This window comes from Mycobacterium sp. NGS17, from assembly GCF_059813205.1.
The window spans coordinates 502,849-523,032 of the sequence record NZ_JCALED010000001.1; the positions used below are offsets into that span (position 1 = coordinate 502,849).

At 66.1% G+C, this 20,184-nt stretch carries 18 protein-coding genes, 1 tRNA gene and 1 pseudogene; 14 read left to right on the forward strand and 6 right to left on the reverse strand.

Features of this window, described 5'->3' with window-relative positions; translation table 11 throughout:
* Positions 1 to 3 precede the first annotated feature (3 nt).
* The 6 genes from AC5Y7E_RS02420 (at position 4) to AC5Y7E_RS02445 (ending at position 3,712) form a co-directional block, all read left to right on the forward strand.
* Positions 4 to 525, forward strand: a complete 522-nt coding sequence (locus tag AC5Y7E_RS02420; protein WP_499917213.1) for a tRNA adenosine deaminase-associated protein — start codon at positions 4 to 6, stop codon at positions 523 to 525.
* A 53-nt stretch (positions 526 to 578) separates the two neighbouring features.
* A complete protein-coding gene (locus tag AC5Y7E_RS02425; RefSeq protein ID WP_499917212.1) occupies positions 579 to 1,037 on the forward strand; it encodes a nucleoside deaminase in 459 nt (152 codons plus the stop codon).
* Between the two features lie 29 nt (positions 1,038 to 1,066).
* Positions 1,067 to 1,156, forward strand: a tRNA-Ser gene (locus AC5Y7E_RS02430).
* A 127-nt stretch (positions 1,157 to 1,283) separates the two neighbouring features.
* Positions 1,284 to 1,997: a cutinase family protein gene (locus AC5Y7E_RS02435; protein WP_499947313.1), complete on the forward strand. Its 714-nt coding sequence runs from the start codon at positions 1,284 to 1,286 to the stop codon at positions 1,995 to 1,997.
* Between the two features lie 92 nt (positions 1,998 to 2,089).
* A complete protein-coding gene (locus AC5Y7E_RS02440; protein ID WP_499917210.1) occupies positions 2,090 to 3,094 on the forward strand; it encodes a glycoside hydrolase family 6 protein in 1,005 nt (334 codons plus the stop codon).
* Between the two features lie 141 nt (positions 3,095 to 3,235).
* Entirely contained in the window at positions 3,236 to 3,712 is a 477-nt protein-coding gene (locus AC5Y7E_RS02445; RefSeq protein WP_499917209.1) for a CAP domain-containing protein, read from the forward strand.
* Between the two features lie 40 nt (positions 3,713 to 3,752).
* Here AC5Y7E_RS02445 and AC5Y7E_RS02450 read toward each other — a convergent pair whose 3' ends face one another.
* From AC5Y7E_RS02450 to AC5Y7E_RS02465, 4 genes are all read right to left on the reverse strand, one after another.
* A complete protein-coding gene (locus AC5Y7E_RS02450; RefSeq protein ID WP_499917652.1) occupies positions 3,753 to 4,166 on the reverse strand; it encodes a hypothetical protein in 414 nt (137 codons plus the stop codon).
* A 115-nt stretch (positions 4,167 to 4,281) separates the two neighbouring features.
* A complete protein-coding gene (locus AC5Y7E_RS02455) occupies positions 4,282 to 5,946 on the reverse strand; it encodes a putative alpha/beta hydrolase (protein ID WP_499947314.1) in 1,665 nt (554 codons plus the stop codon).
* A 133-nt stretch (positions 5,947 to 6,079) separates the two neighbouring features.
* Positions 6,080 to 7,213 carry a cellulase family glycosylhydrolase gene (locus tag AC5Y7E_RS02460; RefSeq protein ID WP_499947315.1) on the reverse strand — a complete coding sequence of 378 codons (1,134 nt, stop codon included), beginning with the start codon at positions 7,211 to 7,213 and terminating at the stop codon, positions 6,080 to 6,082.
* Positions 7,214 to 7,466: 253 nt separating this feature from the next.
* A complete protein-coding gene (locus tag AC5Y7E_RS02465) occupies positions 7,467 to 7,928 on the reverse strand; it encodes a TM2 domain-containing protein (RefSeq protein ID WP_499947316.1) in 462 nt (153 codons plus the stop codon).
* A gap of 130 nt (positions 7,929 to 8,058) precedes the next feature.
* On the opposite strand from AC5Y7E_RS02465, the gene AC5Y7E_RS02470 reads away from it, so the two are divergent.
* The 5 genes and pseudogenes from AC5Y7E_RS02470 to AC5Y7E_RS02490 all read left to right on the forward strand — a co-directional run bounded on the left by AC5Y7E_RS02470 (position 8,059) and on the right by AC5Y7E_RS02490 (position 12,492).
* Positions 8,059 to 8,445: a DUF2237 family protein gene (locus tag AC5Y7E_RS02470; RefSeq protein WP_499917205.1), complete on the forward strand. Its 387-nt coding sequence runs from the start codon at positions 8,059 to 8,061 to the stop codon at positions 8,443 to 8,445.
* An 86-nt stretch (positions 8,446 to 8,531) separates the two neighbouring features.
* The gene (locus AC5Y7E_RS02475; RefSeq protein ID WP_499947317.1) at positions 8,532 to 9,803 is read left to right on the forward strand and encodes a sulfotransferase family protein; all 1,272 of its coding nucleotides are present in this window, start codon (positions 8,532 to 8,534) and stop codon (positions 9,801 to 9,803) included.
* A gap of 13 nt (positions 9,804 to 9,816) precedes the next feature.
* The gene (locus AC5Y7E_RS02480) at positions 9,817 to 11,055 is read left to right on the forward strand and encodes an MBL fold metallo-hydrolase (RefSeq protein WP_499947318.1); all 1,239 of its coding nucleotides are present in this window, start codon (positions 9,817 to 9,819) and stop codon (positions 11,053 to 11,055) included.
* Positions 11,052 to 11,531, forward strand: a complete 480-nt coding sequence (locus AC5Y7E_RS02485) for a VOC family protein (protein WP_499947319.1) — start codon at positions 11,052 to 11,054, stop codon at positions 11,529 to 11,531. The genes AC5Y7E_RS02480 and AC5Y7E_RS02485 overlap by 4 nt, the downstream gene beginning before the upstream one ends.
* Positions 11,532 to 11,545: 14 nt before the next feature.
* Positions 11,546 to 12,492, forward strand: a pseudogene (locus AC5Y7E_RS02490) (LLM class flavin-dependent oxidoreductase).
* 129 nt (positions 12,493 to 12,621) lie between these two features.
* On the opposite strand, the gene AC5Y7E_RS02495 reads toward AC5Y7E_RS02490, so the two are convergent.
* Positions 12,622 to 13,266, reverse strand: a complete 645-nt coding sequence (locus tag AC5Y7E_RS02495; protein WP_499917200.1) for a GntR family transcriptional regulator — start codon at positions 13,264 to 13,266, stop codon at positions 12,622 to 12,624.
* A 60-nt stretch (positions 13,267 to 13,326) separates the two neighbouring features.
* Between AC5Y7E_RS02495 and AC5Y7E_RS02500 the strand changes: the two genes are divergently transcribed.
* From AC5Y7E_RS02500 to AC5Y7E_RS02510, 3 genes are read left to right on the forward strand one after another with little or no spacing between them, the layout of a single operon-like run.
* On the forward strand, positions 13,327 to 14,691 hold the full coding sequence (locus AC5Y7E_RS02500) for an LLM class flavin-dependent oxidoreductase (RefSeq protein ID WP_499947320.1): 1,365 nt from the start codon (positions 13,327 to 13,329) through the stop codon (positions 14,689 to 14,691).
* Complete coding sequence (locus AC5Y7E_RS02505) at positions 14,684 to 15,868, forward strand: CaiB/BaiF CoA transferase family protein (RefSeq protein ID WP_499947563.1); 1,185 nt, start codon at positions 14,684 to 14,686, stop codon at positions 15,866 to 15,868. Before AC5Y7E_RS02500 ends, AC5Y7E_RS02505 begins: the two co-directional genes overlap by 8 nt.
* Before the next feature lie 19 nt (positions 15,869 to 15,887).
* The gene (locus tag AC5Y7E_RS02510) at positions 15,888 to 16,799 is read left to right on the forward strand and encodes an HpcH/HpaI aldolase/citrate lyase family protein (RefSeq protein WP_499947321.1); all 912 of its coding nucleotides are present in this window, start codon (positions 15,888 to 15,890) and stop codon (positions 16,797 to 16,799) included.
* On the opposite strand, the gene AC5Y7E_RS02515 is transcribed toward AC5Y7E_RS02510, so the two are convergent.
* Positions 16,796 to 20,179: a pyruvate carboxylase gene (locus tag AC5Y7E_RS02515; protein ID WP_499947322.1), complete on the reverse strand. Its 3,384-nt coding sequence runs from the start codon at positions 20,177 to 20,179 to the stop codon at positions 16,796 to 16,798. The two genes, AC5Y7E_RS02510 and AC5Y7E_RS02515, sit on opposite strands and share 4 nt — an antisense overlap.
* Between the last annotated feature and the right edge of the window lie 5 nt (positions 20,180 to 20,184).

The window sequence follows — 20,184 nt, forward strand, 5'->3', positions numbered from 1 at the left end:
GCCATGGGAGCACAACGGGCCTCCGCCCAGCGCCTGTCCGCCGACACCCCGGACGGTTTCGGTGTCGCGGTGGTGCGTGAAGAGGGGCAGTGGCGCTGCGCCCCGATGGCCCGTAAGTCGCTGTTGAGCCTCTCGGCCGCGGAGACCGAGCTGCGTGAACTGCGCAGTTCCGGGGCGGTCTTCGGGCTGCTCGACGTCGACGACGAATTCTTCGTCATCGTCCGGCCCGCTCCGTCGGGGACGCGGTTGTTGCTCTCCGACGCCACCGCCGCGCTGGACTACGACATTGCCGCGGAAGTGCTCGACAAGTTGGATGCCGACATCGATCCGGAGGATCTCGAGGACTCGGATCCTTTCGAAGAGGGCGACTTAGGGCTGTTGTCCGACGTCGGGTTGCCTGAGGCGGTGCTGGGGGTCATCCTCGACGAGACCGATCTGTACGCCGACGAGCAGTTGGGCCGCATTGCCCGCGAGATGGGCTTCGCCGACCAGTTGTCCGCGGTGATCGACCGCCTCGGTCGGTGATCGCAAGCGCGGCGGAGCCGGGCGCGGCGGGTCGCCGCCATCAGGACCCGCCGGTGAGATCTGACGACGACCTGATCCGCTCCGCATTGTCGGTTGCCGCGACTGCGGGTCCCCGTGACGTGCCCATCGGGGCGGTGGTGATCGGCGCGGACGGAACCGAACTGGCCCGCGCGGTCAATGCGCGCGAGGCGCGGGGAGACCCGACGGCCCACGCCGAGATCTTGGCATTGCGCGCGGCAGCCGAGGTTCTCGGCGACGGGTGGCGCCTGGAAGGCGCCACGCTGGCGGTCACCGTGGAACCGTGCACCATGTGCGCGGGCGCGCTGGTGCTCTCGCGCGTCGCCCGGCTGGTGTTCGGCGCCTGGGAGCCCAAGACGGGGGCGGTCGGGTCGCTGTGGGACGTGGTCCGCGATCGGCGGCTCAATCACCGCCCGGAAGTGCGCGGTGGTGTGCTGGCGCAGGAGTGCGCTGCGCCACTGGAGGCCTTCTTCGCCCGCCAGCGATTGGGGTGACGGCCCTTCGGTTGGGTAAGCTGCTCGGCGGTGGCGTGTCCGAGCGGCCTAAGGAGCACGCCTCGAAAGCGTGTGACGGCTAAAACCGTCCGAGGGTTCAAATCCCTCCGCCACCGCCAAGACTGCACGAAAGCCCCAGTGGTTTTGCTGGACGCCGGCCGACCGCCGCGTGCGCGCATGTTTCGCACCGCGCGCGTGGGCCGGGAAGTCGCGGTTTAAAAATCACATTTTTGGGCAAACAGCGGCATGATCGCACGTCACAGCCCTCGTCTTGTGGCTTCCGCCGTGGCCGTCGTGTCGGGCGTTGCCGGTGGTGTCCTCGTATCCGCCATCCCTCCCGCCGGTGCGGATCCGTGTCCGGAGGTTCAGGTGGTGTTCGCCCGCGGCACCGACGATCCGCCCGGCCTCGGTCCGACCGGGCAGGCATTCGTCGACTCCCTGCACTCGCGCATCGGCGCAAAGTCGTTCGACGTCTATCCGGTCGATTACCCCGCCACCCATGACTGGACGAGCGCGGGGGAGGCCGGCGTCAGAGACGCCGGCGCACACGTCGTCACGATGGCGCACGACTGTCCCAACACGAAGATGGTGCTCGGCGGTTACTCCCAAGGTGCGGCCGTGATGGGCTTCGTCACCTCACCCGTCGTACCGAACGGGATCGATCCGGCGGCCGTGCCCAAACCGTTGGATCCGGAGGTGGCCAACCACGTCTCCTCTGTCGTGCTCTTCGCCTTGCCCAACGAGAAGGCGATGAACTTCTTCGGCGAGCCGCCGGTCGTTATCGGCCCGCTCTATCAGGCCAAGACCATCCAGGTGTGCGCTGCCCAGGACCCGATCTGCTCTGAGGGCATGAATTTCGCCGCGCACGACACGTACTCCACCAACATGGCGGTGATCGACCAGGGTGCCGCCTTTGCGGCCGGTCGTCTTGGCGGAGGTCCTGAAGGCGGATCCATGTAAGCGGATGGTTGCGGCCATCTTTGTGATTGAACGCACGAATCGGGCCGTCGACGATTGGCGCTCGATGCTTCCCAACCACTAACTTTCCTGAGGTGAAGTTCTCAGCTGCTGGCGCAGTCGCGCGGTGGATCGCCCCTTTGCTCACGGTTGCGGCGGTCGCCGGCATGGGTCTACTCGGAGACCCGGTACAGGTTCGTCCCGCCCCGACGGTGCGCCTGGTTGCCGACGGCGACCCATTGGCCGGAGCGCCGTTCTATGTCAACCCGACGTCGGCCGCCATGCGCGCCGCGCAGAGCGCCGATCCGCCGAGCCCGGAGTTGACCACCATCGCCAACACACCGCAGGCGTACTGGATCGTCCCGGGCGGGTCGGCGGCAACGGTCGGGAAGTATGTCGGCGACGCGAATGCGGCCGGCGCCATCCCGATTCTGGCGATTTATGGCATCCCGCACCGCGACTGCGGCAGCTTCGCCGCCGGCGGCATGGGCTCGGCCGACGGCTACCGCTCGTGGATCGACGGCATCGCATCGGGCGTGGGCACTTCGCGGGTGGCGATCATCGTCGAACCCGATGCGCTCGCGATGGCCGATTGCCTATCGGGTGATCAGCGCCAGGAGCGCTTCGATTTGATTCGCTACGCCGTCGACACGCTGACCCGCGACCCGAACGCGGCCGTCTATGTCGACGCGGGCCACCTGCGCTGGCATACGGCCGACGACATGGCCGCCAGGCTCAACCAGGTGGGTGTCGGTCACGCGCGGGGCTTCAGCATCAACACCGCGAACTTCTTCACCACCGAGGACGAAATCGGTTACGGCGAGGCCATTTCGGGCCTCACGAATGGTTCGCACTACGTGATCGACACGTCGCGCAATGGAGCCGGACCGGCACCGGACTCCGACCTGAACTGGTGCAACCCCAGCGGCCGAGCACTCGGCACTCCGCCTACCGCGGCTACCGCGGGAGCGCACGCCGACGCCTACTTGTGGATCAAACGTCCGGGTGAATCCGACGGAACGTGCGGCAAAGGTGATCCACCGGCCGGCAACTTCGTGAACCAGTACGCCATCGATCTGGTTCACAACGTCGGCCACTAGGAGCGGCTCGAGCCTGACCCCGCGTCGGCCAGCGCCACGTCGCCGGCGTGGACGAATTTGCGATTCGCGCTCGTTCCCGGTTGACGATGGATAACATTTGGGTACCAAAAGCAGCACAACGAGCGCACGGCACGAGGCGTCATGGCCAAGAAAGTCGGGATCATCGCCGTCATCGCGATCTGTACTGCCTTCATTGCGGCCCCGGGGACAGTGTCCGGCTTCCTAGCGCGCGCAGACGATTCGGGAGCCGTGTTGTACGGCGGCATCAACCAGCTTCGTCAGGGATGCGCGGCCATCAATGATGACCCGCGTCTGGCCGAAGCGGCCCAGCGGCACGCCGACGACATGCTGCGCAGCGGGGTGAACGGACACATCGGCTCGGACGGCTCGTCGCCGCAAGCGCGGATCACGGATGCGGGCTATCGGAGCAGGTACTCGGGCGAGATCGTCTTCTGGGGCACGGGTTCCGCCGCGAATCCCAACAAGGCCCTCGACATGTGGATGCAAAGTCCCCCACACCGAGCGATCATCCTGAATTGCGGGTATAACGCGGGCGGCTTCGCCACCGCCTGGGACGGCAACAAAATGACCGCCGTCGGTGACTTCGCGGCCTCGTAAGCTGCTCTGCGCCAAGCTTTTTCACCACCTTTGACGGCGATTACACGTGAGGCAGCCAGCCGGACCCGTGCGGTGAGAGCACAAAGCCACGGCCCTGGGGGTCTTTGCACGCAGTAGTACCCGCGTTGTCGACCCCGCAGATCACGCCGTCCACGGTGATGGAATGCAAGGGGGGCAGGGTCTTCAGGGGGTGCCCGTAGACCTGATTATTGGCGGCGATCGGGTCACCGGATTGTGCCAACCCAGAGGTGGTCCCGATCGCGTTCACCGCGCCGGTCCCGGTGGCCGGCGGGATAGCGGGAAAGTTATTGCCGGTGCACTGCGCCTCTCCGGAGAAAAAATCGCATGTGATGCCGTCCGGGGTAAGGAAATACACCGTGTTGAGCGGTGAGCGCCCCGTGTTGGGCAGCCCTATCGTGTAATCCGCGACGTTAACCGGTGCGTACCCGCTCATGTCCGGAAAAGCAGGCGTGTCGGCGCGCGCATTGCAGCTGGTCATCACGGCGCTGACTATCCCGGCAGCGACGGCGAGAGTCTTGCTGATCATCGTGATCCTATCGGCGGGCGGGTTAGTGGTTCGCATTAACCTGAAACTCCTGGGTGTTGTAGGGAGTGTTGGTCGTTGTGTTCCATTGACTGACAAAAAGATTCAGCTTATCCAGCGTTGATCCGGGAAGTATGAATCCACCGTAATTCTGGGGTACGAAGTTTGTTCCTTGCGGGTTACTCTGCTGCGCAACAACTGTCGGTCCAACGGTCAACACCTTCGTGGGGTCATTCGCCACTCGGACTTCGACGTTTCCACTGCCCTGGTTGAAACCCGAGAGCACCGCCTGGCCGCCGACTTCCCTGAAACTGAGTTCCCCGAAGGGGGTGCGGCTGATCGGTGCGGTGGCGACTTCGCCGGGCTGGCCCCACCCGCTTCCGTTCCAGGGCTGCCAGTATTGGCGCTCGGTGACGTGATTCGGATCGACGCGGTACATGGTCACGCCTCGGGATCGGTCGAACGAGTCGGCCGCGATGTACACCGTGCCGTCTTTGGCTTGAAAACCGCTGATCTGCGTAGGCTGGCTCGCCGCGCTGGTGCCCGGGTGGACGGGGTCGTTCGGATTGGGCGGGTTCGGTGTCCACGGACGCCACGATCCTGGGATCGGTTTCCATCCTTGGCCGGGATCGTTGGTCACCTTGACCAGCCATGTTCCGCCGGTGGGGTTCAGGTTGTTGGTCCCGGCGACCATCATGTACGTGGTGCCGTCACTCATGCGGATACTTCCGGCGGGCAGCGTGTCTGTCCCTTTTGCCTCCGGTGGCGGTGGGAACAAGACGTTTTGGCCGTCTTGGCCAGTCAGCGGCGCACCGAAATGCGGGCGGCCCTCGTCGTCGAAGGTGACCGGCACGGCCACCGACGGGTAGTGCTTGCCGTCGTAGGCCTTATCGCCGGTGAACGAATCCCCGAAGATTGCGTACAACTTTGCGGGCTGTCCGTTCTCCCCGGGCACCTCGACCACTTCGCCCAGGTCGGCCGCCCCGATCCCTGGGACGCCTGGGATACCGCCGGTTCCGGCGATCGGTCCCAGGTTTCGTGCCTCACCCGGCTTCAACGGACTTTCCATCCAGGTGTCGACGGTTGTCGGGGGGTTGCAACCGTCGGTGTGCAGAGCCTCCATCGATTTCCGTAACGTGTCCGAGTAGGCATTGCGAATTGAATTCATCTGCTTGACGGCATCGCGGACGTCGTCCACGGCCTGGGCGTGCGCAGCCTCCTTCAGCCTCTCCAGTTTGGCGCGTTCCGACGGGGAGAGGTCGAGGGTCAAGTCGTGTTTTATCGCGCCGATGAGCCTGTCGAGCCCCCGCAGCGAACTCTCCAGGGCGGCGATCTCCTGAGCGCCTTGCTTTTGCGCGTCGGCCAGCGCGGCGGCGATACCTTCCAACTCGGCGCCGATCTTCGGCAATTGCTCTGATTGCGCGCCAAGGGATTTGGTGACCCGCTGCACTTCCTCTGAGTCGTTGATCGGGTGTCCACCGTCCTGATGGTTCCAGGACGCGGCCAAGCGTTTCCGGGCTTCCTCGAAGGCGTGGTCGGCCTCGGCGGTGTGCCGACCCGCGCCATGAAAGGCCTCAGCCAGCTGTGAAATCTGGAACGGGCTGCCGGCCTGCAAGCTCTGGTTGATCGCCCACGGATCGCCGCCGGCCGACGCGATCAGCTCTGCTTCGCTCAGGTTTTCCCACGTCATTGTGCCGCCAGCAGCAGACAAACACCGACGAGCATCGCCGCCCCCTTCTGAGCTGGTACAACCCTACTACCGGAAGGTGTATGGCGGCGTGGTGTCGGTTGGCTTGACTGGGGTCACGGAGGACGCGACCTTTTCAGGTCTGGCTACCGGCCAGCTTTCGCACCGTCAGCGCTTCGATGTCTTGGAACGGTCGCCCCTCGGGCCGGATCAGGTCGTGGAACCACACCTTGGGCACCGAGGTGTAGGGGTGATCCCACGAGTCCCACGGGAAGTAGGTCTGGGTCTTGCCGGCCACCAGACCCCAGTTGATGGCGCCGACGTTGTGGCGCTTGGCAACCGGCAGTATCGATTGGACGGTGCTGCCCTGAGGTCGCGCCATGTATTCCGTGCACAGGATCGGCCGGCCCAGCGGGGTGAGCTCGTTGATCCGGTTCTCGAACCCGGCGGGGCCCGCGTAGGAGTGAAAGGTGATCACGTCGGCATTGGCGAGCTGAATGTCGCTGATCGCGCTGCGACCCTGCGGTTGTCCCCAATCCCCGCGCCACACACCACTTGTCAGCGGTTGGCTGGGCTCTACAGCCCGGGCCCACCGAAAGACCTGGGGGAGCAGGTTGGCGACCAGTTGCTCCTTGTCGCTTCGTTCGACGCTGCGGTACTGGCGGGCGGGGTTGTCGGGTTCGTTCCACAGGTCCCAGCCCAAAACCCGGTCATCGTTGCGGAATTGGGTCATCACCGCCGTGACGTAGTCGTGCATGACCTGGACGTACCGTGGATCGCCGAGGCGTTCGGCGCCCGGGCTCTGCGCCCAGCCTGAGTTGTGCACGCCGGGCCTCGGCGCGCGCTGGCGTCCGGCGCGCGGTTGCGGATCCCAACAGGAGTCGAAGAAAACGAACAGCGGTTTGATGCGATGGCGCGCCGCGATGTCGACGAATTGCCCAAGGCGCGTTTGAAAGCCGCGCTGATCGGCCGCCCAGAGCTGATCATGCAGGAACACCCGCGCGGTGTTGTGCCCGTAGAACTGCGCCCAGCCGAGCTCGGTATCGATGCGCCGTAGGTCGAAGGTGTCGGGCTGGAACATCTCGAACTGGTTGATGGCGTTCGCCGGAATGTAGTTAGCCCCAACGAGCCAGCCCTGCGCTTGATACCAGCGGCTGGCGCGCTCGGGTGACCACCGGCCCGCTTCCTCCGCCGTGGCCCGCGGCATCCGGGCGACTGCGGCGCCCGCGGCCAGTAACAGAGGGAGTTTCAGGGCCGTACGTCGTTCCACGATGTGACGATAAGTTTTCGGGGCGATTTCCCTGGGATTTGCTCAGCGCGTCGCGACGACTTCAGATGACGATCGTTACCGTGCCGTCACCGGCGTCGTCGAGCGATGGACCCGCGCGTCATCGTGACCAATCCGTGACCATCGGCAATCGGCGAGCCACACCGTCATGCCTGCCGATGACGATAAAATGCTGCCCCGACCTATACCAAATGCGTTGTCCGGCAATCGATAAGGACGGCAAAGCGTCGGACGCCTAACGCAGCTTGCGACCGTGGTTGTCTTTGACGTTGCCGGTGAGCATCAAGATCGCGTCGACGATGGCCCAAACGATGCCGCCGAGCAGAACTGGCAGACCGACAAAACAGAACAGGCTGAAGAGAACTCCGAACAGGCCGAGGCACAACTGCGCCACCGCGATCTGAGTCGAGTCGATGTAGAAGCGGCCGACCCCGAACAAGCCGAAGAACAGCTGTAGCAAGCCGGCGGTTGTGGCGGACTTATCCGACAGCGGTAGCCCGGTAGTTTGATCGCGGCCATAGGGCGCCTGCGGGTCGACATAACCCGGGTAGCCGGCGTATCCCGGATACGCCTGCGGGGGCCGATATCCCGGCGGCGGTGGGTGGTGCGGATTCGGCTGCGGCCCGTAACCGGGCGGCTGCCATCCCCAGGGTGGCTCACCGGGCGCATTCGGGGGTTGGTTCGGCGGTGTCGACATCGATTCGAGTTAACACGCCCGGTGGCCGGGCGTCCAAACCGGCGGGCGGCGCCATCCGGCATCGGAAACCAGTCAATCGGGTCGGTGGAATTGCTTCAAACTTCACGCCCGGGCGCGCAATACTGAACGGGTGCCCGATAGAAACGTGTTAGGCGGTCCGCTGGAACCGTGCGGCGCAGACCCGCTGACCGGCTTCTACCGCGACGGCTGTTGCTCGACCGGCCCTCAGGACCTCGGGCGGCACACCATCTGCGCGGTGATGACCGCCGAGTTTCTGGAGCATCAGCGTTCCATCGGCAACGACCTGTTGACCCCGGTTCCCGAGTATCGGTTCCCCGGCCTGCTGCCGGGTGACCGCTGGTGCGTGACCGCGCTGAACTGGCTACGGGCTCACCACGACGGTTGTGCCGCGCCGGTGGTGCTGGCGGCGACGCACGAGAGCACCCTCGAGGTGGTGCCGCTCGAGGCGCTGCAAGAGCACAAGATCGACGTTCCCGACGATCTGGCCAACCTGTAGCGCGACCGCCGAGGTGGATGCACGATGCATCTTCACCGCGTCTAGCGTCTGAGTCAGATCACCCGACGCGTCGAAGAGGGGTCCCGGTGGGTTCTGCGGTGGACGACATCGACTTCGCCGACTTGACCGCGCCCCGGCTGACCGACGTCCAGCGCCAGATCCTCGAGTTCACCGAAGCTCGGCCCGTCGACCTCGACATCGACCGGATGCTCGCCGAGGCCATCGGGCAGGCGGGCCTGACAACTGCAGCCGCCGACCTCGACGACACCGACGGCTTCGCCGACCGCCTGCGGGTGCACGTCGCGGCGATCGAGGCCGACGAAGGACTGCGCCGGCTCACCCGCGGATCGCTGCGCCAACGTATCGTGCGCCTGCTGCGCAACCGGTTGTCACTCACCGAGCTCGTCCAGCGCTATCCCGAGATCGAATCCATCCCGATCGAAAGGCCCTTCATCGTCGTCGGGATGCCGCGTTCGGGCACCACGCATCTGGTGAACCTCATCGCCGCCGACCCACGGCGGCGGGCCCTGCCGTATTGGGAGAGCCAGGATCCCATTCCCGCCCGCGGGCGGGGCCCCGACATCTTCGGCGTCGATCCCCGCTATACGCGTGCCAAGTCAGAACACGATGCGTTGATGGCGAGTGCGCCGGTGGTGGCCGCGATGCATGATCGGTTCCCCGAGGCGATCGAAGAGGAGGTGGAGCTTCTTGATCTCGATCTGGCCGCATACGTACTGGAATGGCATGCGCGAGTGCCCGACTGGCGCGATTACTATCTGGGTCTCGATCAAACCCGGCACTATGCCTACATGAAGAAGGTGCTGCAGGCGCTGACCTTTCTGCGCGGCCCGCGAACATGGGTGCTCAAGAGTCCACAGCACTGCGAGCAGCTCGGTCCGCTGCTGGCGACTTTCCCCGATGCGACAGTGGCTTTCACGCACCGCGACCCCGTTTCGGTGATCAAGTCGACCATCACCATGATGGCGTACTCGGATCGGTTGCGCCGTAGCAGCATTGATCCGCAGTGGCTGTTGGACTATTGGAGCGACCGCGTGCACAGGCTGCTCACCGCATGCGTGCGTGACCGCGACCTGGTGGCACCCGAGAGCAGCATTGACATCGACTTCCATCAGTTGAACGGCAACGAAATGCCGGTGCTCGAGCGGCTTTACCAGCGCGCGGGCGTCGACTTACCGCCCAAGGTGCGACAGGGCTTTCAGCGGTACCTGGACGGCAATCCGCGCGGGAAACACGGCCGCATCCGTTACGAACTCGAGCGGCACTTTGGCACCTCCGCCGACGAACTCCGCGGCCGCTTCGGCTTCTACTTCGACAAGTTCGACGTCCGTCCCGAATAAAGGAGCCACCCGCGTGTCAGAACCTGTCTATCGGAGTAGGCCGGGCGCCGACGCGATGCGACCGGCTTCGGCCGAGAAGGCCGAAGAGATTGCACCGGGATTGTGGTGCTCGCCGGGCTTGTCCAACTCGTATCTGCTCACGACCACCGAGGGGCGGGTGATCGTCAACACCGGCATGGGCTTCGAGGGGCCGGTGCACCGGGCCAATTTCGATGCCGTGGACTCGTCACCGGTGCGCTACATCATCTTCACGCAGGGCCATGTGGATCATGTCGGTGGCCTGGACAGCGTACGGGATCCCGAGACAGCCGTTGTGGCGCAGGCGAATTGGAAGTCCTGGCGAGACGACAACGATCGGCTGATCGCCTACCGGGCCAACCGCAGCGCCTTCGCCTTCAAAGACACCCTGGCCAGCGGTGTCCAGGCCATCCAGCGGCGCCTGGGCACCACACGGCTGGCCGGTCAGAGCGTGCCCGTCGTCGACATCGACTTCGAGGACACCCTCTGCTTGGAGGTCGGGGGCCGGCGGATGGAGTTGATATCCGTGTCCGGCGGCGAAACCACCGACTCGCTGGTGGTCTGGCTTCCCGAGGAACGAATCTGTCTGTGTGGGAACACCTTCGGACCGCTGATCGGTCACATTCCCAATCTCGTCACCATGCGCGGCGACCGCTACCGCGACGCGTTGACGGCCATCGCATCGGTGGAGAGGGTCCGCGAGCTGCGGGCCGAGGTCCTGGTGACCGGTCACTTCGAGCCGGTCAGGGGTGCCGAGCGTATCGACGCCGAGTTGCAGCGGCTGCGCGACGCGCTTCAATACATCCACGATGAGACTGTCGCGGGGATGAACGCCGGCAAAGACGTCCGCACCTTGATGCGCGAGATCGCCCTGCCCGCGGAATGCGAAGTGGGCCAGGGCTACGGCAAAGTCGCGTGGGATGTGCGGGCCGTCTGGGAGAACTACTCGGGCTGGTTCCACCACGAATCGACCACCGAGCTGTACCCCGTCGGATTCGATTCCGTCGCCGCCGACGTCGTCGAGCTCGCCGGCGCGGAAGCGCTGGTGGATCGAGCCCGGGCGCACCTGGCCGCCGATCGGGCGTTGCAGGCCATCCACCTTGCACAGCTCGTCCCCGCGGACCATCCGGGGGTCCGTGACGTGCTGCGGCAGGCTCATGAAAAACTGCTGGCCGGTAGCACGAACTTCTGGGAAACTGCCTGGCTCCGCAACCAGATAGCGAGGAACGCATGACGGCATTCGCGCTACGGCCCGAGGACTTCTACCACACCGGCATCATCGTGCCGGACCTCGGCGCGGCGATGTCACGGCTGGCCGCGCTGGCCGGCTATCGCTGGATCGCCCCGGTGAGCTACACCTTGCCGTTTCGCACGACGGCCGGGATTCAAGAGGTGACGTCGACTTTCGTCTATTCGCTGCAGGCTCCGCACGTCGAACTGATCCAGGAGGTGCCCGGGACGGCGTGGACGGCGGCACCCGGCAACTCGATCCATCACCTCGGCTACTGGACCGACAACTTGGTCGAGAGCGCAAAGATGTTGGAGGACAACGGATTCAGTTTTGAGGCGACTGCCGACACCGCTCCGCCGGATCTAGCGCTCTTCGCCTACTACCTCGATGCGGCGGGCACCCGCATCGAGATCGTCGACCGCGCACTGTTCCCGGACTTTCCGGCCTTCCTGCAGGCGGCGGCCGGGCCGAAAGTGTAGCGAGGCGGGCCAAAATGCTTTTGACGGTGCTGCGCTTCAACTTCGCCTCCCCGCAAGGTGATCCACGCACGCAGGGGGAACTCTTGTCCGCGGCGCTCGAGCTCGCGCAATGGGGGGGTCCCGCGGCATCACCTCCATCAGCGTCGACGAGCATCATGCGACAGGCCACGGGTGGAGTTGCAATCCGATCATGGCCGCGGCGATGTTCTTGGCCCGGACCTCGAGGCTGATCGCCAGCGTCGATTGCGCGCTGGGCCCGCTGTGGAACCCGGTGCGGCTCGCCGAGGACATCGCGCTGGTCGACAACATGAGCCGCGGCCGCCTGCACACGACCGTGGGACTCGGATATCGCGCGATTGAATACGACGAGCTTGGCGTGAATTTCAGCCAGCGCGGCAAGCTGATGGACGCCCTGGTCGAACGGATGTTGGCCATTTGGGCCGGCACCGGCACCTGGTCACGCCCGCATCCGCCGCTGTACGTCGGTGGCGGCGCCCGCGCCACTGCGCGCCGTGCGGCACGGTTCCGGCTGCCGCTCAGTCTGGCGGACCATCTGCCCGACATCGCCGATTACTACCGCGAGCTGTGCGCCGAGACCGGCATGTCGCCATGCATCCTCATGCCGGGACCGGTCAACCGCGGAATGATCTACCTGCACGAGGATCCGGATCGGGCTTGGGCGGAGCTGGGCGAGCATATCCTCTGGGAGGCAGTCACTTACGGTCGATGGTCGACCGATCAGCGTTCGCTCATGCACTTGCCCGGTGTCCAAACCCTGGACCAGGTCCGGGCATCGGGACGATACCGTTTCCTCACCCCCGATCAGCTGATCGCGGAGGTGCGCGCCGCGCAGAATTACGGCCCGCTCGTCATGCACCCCTTGGTCGGCGGCATGCCGGTCGACGAAGCGTGGAAGTCGGTGCAGTTGCTGACGGACCGAGTCTTGCCCGCACTGATTTGAACGCGTCCTGCTCGAGCCGCTCGTCGCCGTTGCCGGCGGGGGCCTGCGGTCCCCGACACTTAAACCATGCATACGACACGCCGAAAGGCGTAGCCCTGGTTTAAGTCTCGTGGTTGCGTGTCGGAAGGCCTAGCGGCGCTGCTCCAGCCAATCGGCCAGCGAACGGCCGGCGTCGAGCACGTGTCGTTCCGCGATGATGCGGGCCCGCTCGGCGTCTTTGTCACCGAGCGCGTCCAGCAACTCTTGGTGTTCGTCGAGTGAGTGCTTCTCGTGCTCGGGGAACAAGGTGAGGAAATTGCTCGGCACCACCCGGACGGCCTGCTTGATCTGGGTCAACAGCCGCGGCGAATGCGCGGCACGGTGAATCATCTGGTGGAAATGCCAATTGGCCTCGCCGATGCTGTCGTCGCCGGACCGCGCGACGACGTCGGCCGCGAGTTCGCGGAGCGTAGCGAGCTCCTGCGGCTCGATCCGCCCGGCAGCCCACGCCGCGGCCTGCCCGGTCAACACCCCGAGAATGGTGAAGCTGTCCAGCACGTCGTCCGGGCTGATGCCGAGCACCGTCACACCGCTGCGCGGCGCGACTTGAACGAGCCCCTCGAAGGACAGCTCCAGCAGCGCCTCTCGCACCGGCGTGCGGCTGGTCGCGAATTCCTCGGTGATGGCGTCGAGGTCGACCCGTGATCCAGCGGCCAGGGTGCCGGTGAGAATCCGGTCGCGCAGCTCGCGCGCGGCGCGTTCGCGGACAGTTCCGGAAATGTCGATGCCTGCCACCTGCGCAGAATACCAAACGCAACGTTTGATATCTGAAATATCAGATGTTACGTTTCAAGAATGCGCACCGACAAAATGGCCCTCGTCGCCTTCATGCAGGCCGGCAGCACTTCCGTCTACGCGGGCTCGTGGCGGCACCCCGCAACCGAGCACGGATACCTCGACGCCTCCTACTACGCCAAAATCGGCCGGCAGCTCGAAGAGGGCTGCTTCGACCTGATGTTCTTCGACGATCGCCTGGCGATGCCGGGGGTCTACGGCGGATCGGTGGACGAAGCGGTGCGCTACGGCGCCCGGCCGGTCAAGCTCGACCTCAGCGTGATCCTCGGGGTGCTCGCGCAAGCCACCTCGAAGATCGGGCTGGGCGCCACCTACTCGACGACCTATTACCAGCCGTTCCACGTCGCAAGGACATTCGCCTCGCTGGATCACCTTTCGGGCGGCCGGGCCGCCTGGAACGTGGTCACCTCGGTCAACGACAGCGAAGCGCAGAACTTCGGCGTCGACGCCCACCTCGGCCACGACGAACGTTACGATCGCGCCGACGAATTCATGGACGTCGTCACCGGCTTGTGGGACACCTGGGAAGACGACGCCATCCTGCACGACCGGGCGTCCGGGTGCTACGCGAATCCCGCGAAGGTGCACGAGCTCGGGCACATCGGCGAGTTCTTCTCCGCGCGCGGCCCGTTGACGGTGCCGCGCACACCGCAGGGCCGACCGGTCATCATTCAGGCCGGATCGTCGGGCCGGGGCCGCGAATTCGCTTCGCGGTGGGCGGAATTGATCTTCACCGGCGATCCGGGCATCGACGTCGCACGCGGCCACTACGCGGATCAGAAGGACCGCATTGCCGACGCAGGCCGCGATCCCGCCACAGTCCGCATCTGCCCCATGGCCTACGCCGTCGTCGGCGAGTCGGAAGCCCACGCCAAGGAGCGCGAGGCCATGCTCCTCGATGATCTGGTCCATCCCATGGCATCGTTGACCCTCTTGTCGGAGTTGATGAATTACGACTTCGCGCGGCACGATCTCGACGATCCTGTCACCGACGAATTGCTCGCCTCGGTCTCCGGCATCCGCGGGCTGGTGCAGAACCTGCGTACCCACATCGGTGGGGATACGGTCACGTTGCGCGACCTTACCAATCATCGCGCGACCCTGCTGCAGGGACCGCGTTTCGTCGGCACCGGCCAGCAGGTCGCCGACCAGATGGCGCACTGGTTCGAAACCGGTGCCTGCGACGGATTCGTTTTAGCGGCAACGCATCTGCCCGGTGCATTCGAAGACGTGGTGCGGTTGGTGGTTCCGGAGCTGCAACGCCGGGGCCTGTTCCGCACCGAGTACGAATCGTCGACCTTGCGGGAACACCTCGGGCTGCAACGCCCGTCGAACACGAGGGTTGCCGCCGGTGCCAATGCTTGACGGGCTGCGGGTTCTCGACGTGGCCACCCTGGCCGCCGCGCCGTTGGTGGCCACTTATCTGGGCGAGTTCGGCGCCGACGTGATCAAGGTTGAGCAACCGAGGCAAGGCGACCCGATCCGCGGGTGGGGCAATCAGCGCGACGGGGTCGGGTTGATGTGGAAGTCGTTGTCGCGCAACAAGCGGGCGATCACGCTGGACCTGCGCTGCGCCGAAGGCCAGGCGCTGGTGCGCCGCCTGGTGGAGCACGCGGACGTCGTCATCTTCAACACCCGTCCGCAGACGCTGCGCAAGTGGGGCCTGGACTACGAGAACCTGCGGGCGGTCAACGACCGGATCGTGATGCTGCACATCACGGGTTACGGGTTGACCGGACCCAAGAGCGAGCGCCCGGGGTTCGGCACGCTGGGGGAGGCGATGAGCGGATTCGCGCACATCACCGGCCAGGCCGGCGGCCCACCCACGCTGCCGCCCTTCATGTTGGCCGACGGCGTCGCCTCACTGAATGCCGCTTACGCGGTGATGATGGCGCTGTATCACCGCGACGTGCACGGCGGACCGGGACAGCTGATCGACGTCAACCTCATCGACCCGCTCGCCCGGCTGCTGGAACAGACGCTGCTGGGGTACGACCAGTTGGGCCTGGTGCCCGAGCGCTCCGGTAATCGGTGGGATATTTCGGCGCCCCGCAACACCTATCGCACCGTCGACGACAAGTGGCTGGCCATGTCGGGAAGCTCACCGGCCCTGGCGCTGCGCGTGTTCCGGGCGATAGGGCGAGACGATCTGGTGAACGACCCCGACTTCTGCGACCCGCAGCGGCGCCTCGCGCGGGCGCGCGAGGTGGACACCGTGGTGGCCGATTGGGTTGCGGTGAAGACACTTTCGGAGGCGATGGAGGTCTTTGACGCCCACGAGGTGGCCGCGGCCCCGGTCTACGGCGTCAACGACCTGATCGCCGACGAGCAGCTGGCGCATCGCGAAGTGTTCATCTCCGTCGACGACGCAGAGCTCGGGGCGATGACGGTGCAGGCGCCGGTCCCGCGTTTCTCGTCGGCGTCCGGCACGGTCGGCCATCTCGGCCCCCGCCTCGGCGAGCACAACGCCGAAGTCTACGGCGAGCTACTCGGCCTGACTCCCAACGACATCGACGACCTGCGCGCCCGCGGCGTGCTGTGAGAAGAAGGAAACTCCACCAGTGACCGATCTGCTCCGTCGCTCCGAACTCGCGGTGCCCGCAAGCAACGACGACATGTTCGACAAGGGCGCTCGGTGCGGCGCCGATTTGGTGTTCCTCGACCTCGAGGACGCGGTTCCGGTGGCGTTCAAGGAAATGTCGCGCGCCAAGGCGATCGCCGCGCTCAACGACATCGACTGGGGCCGCACCGCCCGCGCCATCCGGATCAACGGCCTGGACACCCAGTGGTGTCACGACGACGTCGTCGACGTGGTGACCAAGGCCGGCCAGAACCTCGACACGATCATCATCCCGAAGGCCCGCCGGGCCCGCGACGTGTGGTGGGTGGACGTGCTGCTCACCCAGCTGGAAGCGAAACTCGGCCTGGATCACCGCATTCGGCTCGAAGTTCTCATCGAGGAGGTGGAGGGCCTGGCCAACGCCGAAGAGATCGCGGCGGCCAGCCCACGCCTGGACGCCCTGATCTTCGGCGTGGGCGATTTCTCGTTGTCCCAGGGCGCCCGGGTGGACACCAACTTCGCGCCGCTCGGTGAATACCCCGGCGAGTTCTGGGCTTACGCGCGCAACAAGGTGATCGTGTCCGCGCGCATCGCCGGCATCGACGCGATCGACGCGCCGTATCCCGACTACCGTGACCTTGCGGGCTACGCGCGCGACGCGCGACGCGCGTCGTTGCTCGGCTACACCGGCAAGTGGGCCATCCACCCCGATCAGGTTGCCGTCGCCAACGAGGTCTATGCGCCGACGGCCGACGAAATCGCGAGGGCGCAAGGCAATGTCGCCGCCTACCGCGAAGCCGAGGCCAAGGGCCGCGGCGCGGTCGGCGTAAACGGCGTCCTCGTGGACGCCGCGCACGTGAAGCAGGCGGAGCAGACGCTGGCGCGAGCGGCCCTGATCAACGGCCTTAGTTAGTCGATCACCATCAACAGGTCGCCACCCTCCACCTGTGCGGTCTGCGAGACCGCGATGCGTGCGACCTTCCCGGCCTTCGGGGTGGTGACGGCGGCCTCCATCTTCATCGCCTCGATGGTCGCGATCGTTTGGCCGGCTTCGACTTCCTCGCCGACGTCGGCCGTCACGGTCACGACGCCGGCAAAGGGCGCTGCGACGTGATCCGGGTTGGCCCGATCGGCCTTCTCGGCGGCCGGCACGTCCGAGGCGATGCTGCGATCACGCACCACGACGGGCCGTAGCTGACCGTTGAGGATGCACATCACGGTGCGCATGCCGCGTTCGTCGGCATCCGAGACGGCCTCCAGGCCGATCAGCAGCTCGACACCGCGCTCCAGCTCGACCCGGTGTTCATCCCCGTGTCGCAATCCGTAGAAGAACTGGTTGGCGCTCAGGCCAGAGGTGTCCCCGTACTGTTCGCGATGGTCCTCGAGTTCCTTGGTGGGCCCGGGGAACAGGAGCCGGTTCAGCGCCGCCTGCCGCGCGACGCCCGGGGTCGCCAACGCCTTCTCGTCGTCGGCCGACAGCGCCTGCTCGGGCTTGGCCGGACCGCGCCCCGCTAAAGCCTTGGTGCGCAACGGCTCGGGCCACCCGCCCGGTGGGTCACCGAGTTCTCCGCGCAGGAAACCGATCACGGAATCCGGGATGTCGTACCGTGCGGGGTCGTCGGCGAAATCTTGCGCGCTCACGCCCGCGCCCACCAGCGCCAGCGCCAGGTCGCCGACGACCTTGCTCGAGGGGGTGACCTTGACCAGGTGTCCGAGGATGGCATCGGCTCCGGCGTAGGCGTTTTCGATGTCCTCGAACCGGTCACCGAGCCCCAGCGCAATGGCTTGCTGGCGCAGGTTCGACAGCTGGCCGCCCGGAATCTCGTGGTGATAGACGCGTCCCGTCGGGGCGGGGAGCCCGGATTCAAAGGGCGCGTACACCTTTCGAAGTGCCTCCCAATACGGCTCCAGATCACACACCGCCGGCAGCGACAGCCCGGTGTCGTAGGCGGTGTTGGCCGCGGCGGCCACGATCGACGACAGCGCGGGCTGGCTGGTGGTGCCCGCGAGCGGGGCCGCGGCGCCGTCGACGGCGTCGGCCCCAGCCTGCCAGGCCGCCACATAGGTCGCCAGCTGCCCACCCGGGGTGTCGTGGGTATGCACGTGCACCGGCAGGTCGAATCGGGACTTGAGCGCCGAGACCAGCGTCGTCGCCGCCGGCGCGCGCAGCAGGCCGGCCATGTCCTTGATCGCCAGCACGTGGGCGCCCGCGTCGACGATCTGTTCGGCCAGCTTCAGGTAATAGTCGAGGGTATACAGCTTTTCGGCCGGATCACTGAGATCACCGGTGTAGGACATCGCCACCTCGGCCACCGCCGCACCGGTTTCCCGCACGGCGTCGATGGCGGGTCGCATCGAGTCGACGTTGTTCAGCGCATCGAAGATCCGGAAGATGTCGATGCCCGTCGCCGTCGCTTCTTCGACGAACGCCGTCGTGACCGTCTCCGGATAGGGCGTGTAACCAACGGTGTTGCGCCCGCGCAGCAGCATCTGCAGGCAGATGTTGGGCAAGGCCTCGCGTAGCGTTGCCAGCCGGTCCCACGGGTCTTCCTTCAGGAACCGCAGCGCCACATCGTAAGTCGCGCCTCCCCAGCATTCGATCGACAGCAGTTGCGGTGTGGTCCGGGCGATGTAGGGCGCCACCTTGATCAGGCCGCTGGTGCGGACCCGGGTTGCGAGCAGGGATTGGTGCGCGTCGCGGAACGTGGTATCGGTGACGCCCACGCCGCGCGACTCGCGCAGCCAGGCCGCGAAGCGCTCCGGCCCGAGCTCGGCCAACTGCTGCTTGGAGCCGGCCGGGGGCTCGACCGAAAGGTCGATGTCGGGCAGCTTGTCGTGCGGGTACACCGCGGATGGACGCTCACCGTGTGGCTTGTTGACGGTCACGTCGGCCAGGTAGTTGAGAATCTTGGTGCCGCGGTCGGCGGAGCTGCGGGCGGTCAGCAGCTGCGGGCGCTCCTCGATGAACGACGTCGTGATGCGGCCGGCCTGAAAGTCCGGGTCATCCAGAACCGCTTGCAGGAACGGGATATTCGTCGAGACGCCCCGGATCCGGAACTCCGCGACCGCCCGTCGCGCCCGGCGCACCGCGGTCGCGAAGTCGCGGCCCCGGCACGTGAGCTTGATCAGCATCGAGTCAAAGTGGGCGCTGATGTCGGCGCCGAGCGTCGTGCCGCCGTCCAACCGGATGCCCGCGCCGCCCGGGGTGCGGTAGGCGGTGATCCGGCCGGTGTCCGGGCGGAAGCCGTTCGCCGGATCCTCGGTGGTGATCCGGCACTGCAGCGCCGCGCCGTGTGGAACGACCGAATCCTGGCTCAGACCAATGTCTTTCAGGCTCTGCCCGCCGGCGATCCGCAGCTGCGCCGACACCAGGTCGACATCGGTGATCTCCTCGGTGACCGTGTGCTCCACCTGGATGCGGGGATTCATCTCGATGAACACGTGATTGCCGCGTTCATCGAGCAGGAACTCCACGGTGCCGGCACACGTATAGCCGATGCTGCGTGCGAAAGCCACCGCGTCCGCGCAGATCTGTTGGCGCAGTTCAGGGTCGAGGTTGGGTGCCGGCGCGATCTCGACGACCTTCTGGTGCCGGCGCTGCACGCTGCAGTCCCGCTCGTAGAGGTGCATGACGTTGCCCTGGGTGTCGGCCAGGATCTGTACCTCGATGTGGCGCGGATTGATCACCGCCTGCTCGAGAAACACCGAGGCATCCCCGAACGCGGACTCGGCTTCTCGGCTGGCCGCCTCGATCGCCTCCGGCAGCGACGAGGCGTCGATCACCCGGCGCATCCCGCGTCCGCCGCCGCCGGCGACCGCCTTGACGAACAACGGAAACGTCATCGTATCGGCGGCCGCCAGTAACTCATCCACCGACGTCGAGGGTGCCGAGGAAGCCAGCACCGGAAGGCCCGCCTCCCGCGCCGCCGCGATCGCCCGCGACTTGTTGCCCGTCAGCTCGAGCACCTCCGCGCTCGGACCGACGAAGGTGATTCCCGCCGCCGCGCACGCCGCCGCCAAGTCGGGATTCTCCGACAAGAAGCCGTAGCCGGGGTAAATCGCATCCGCCCCGCACGCCTGTGCCGTTGCGACGATGTCGTCGACCGACAGGTAAGCGCGGACCGGGTGGCCCTCCTCACCGATCTGGTAGGACTCGTCGGCCTTCAGCCGATGCACGGAATTGCGGTCCTCGTAGGGGTAGACGGCGACCGTGCCGATCTCCAGCTCATAGGCAGCGCGGAACGCGCGGATCGCGATCTCCCCGCGATTGGCGACAAGTACCTTCGCAAACACGGTCT

Bases quoted from the DNA above. Each gene is read 5' to 3' on its own strand.
- AC5Y7E_RS02450 (WP_499917652.1), bottom strand. From the start codon at position 4,166: ATGAGCGGGTACGCACCGGTTAACGTCGCGGATTACACGATAGGGCTG.
- AC5Y7E_RS02420 (WP_499917213.1), top strand. From the start codon at position 4: ATGGGAGCACAACGGGCCTCCGCCCAGCGCCTGTCCGCCGACACCCCG.
- AC5Y7E_RS02445 (WP_499917209.1), top strand. From the start codon at position 3,236: ATGGCCAAGAAAGTCGGGATCATCGCCGTCATCGCGATCTGTACTGCC.
- AC5Y7E_RS02455 (WP_499947314.1), bottom strand. From the start codon at position 5,946: ATGACGTGGGAAAACCTGAGCGAAGCAGAGCTGATCGCGTCGGCCGGC.
- AC5Y7E_RS02485 (WP_499947319.1), top strand. From the start codon at position 11,052: ATGACGGCATTCGCGCTACGGCCCGAGGACTTCTACCACACCGGCATC.
- AC5Y7E_RS02500 (WP_499947320.1), top strand. From the start codon at position 13,327: ATGCGCACCGACAAAATGGCCCTCGTCGCCTTCATGCAGGCCGGCAGC.
- AC5Y7E_RS02465 (WP_499947316.1), bottom strand. From the start codon at position 7,928: ATGTCGACACCGCCGAACCAACCCCCGAATGCGCCCGGTGAGCCACCC.
- AC5Y7E_RS02435 (WP_499947313.1), top strand. From the start codon at position 1,284: ATGATCGCACGTCACAGCCCTCGTCTTGTGGCTTCCGCCGTGGCCGTC.
- AC5Y7E_RS02505 (WP_499947563.1), top strand. From the start codon at position 14,684: ATGCTTGACGGGCTGCGGGTTCTCGACGTGGCCACCCTGGCCGCCGCG.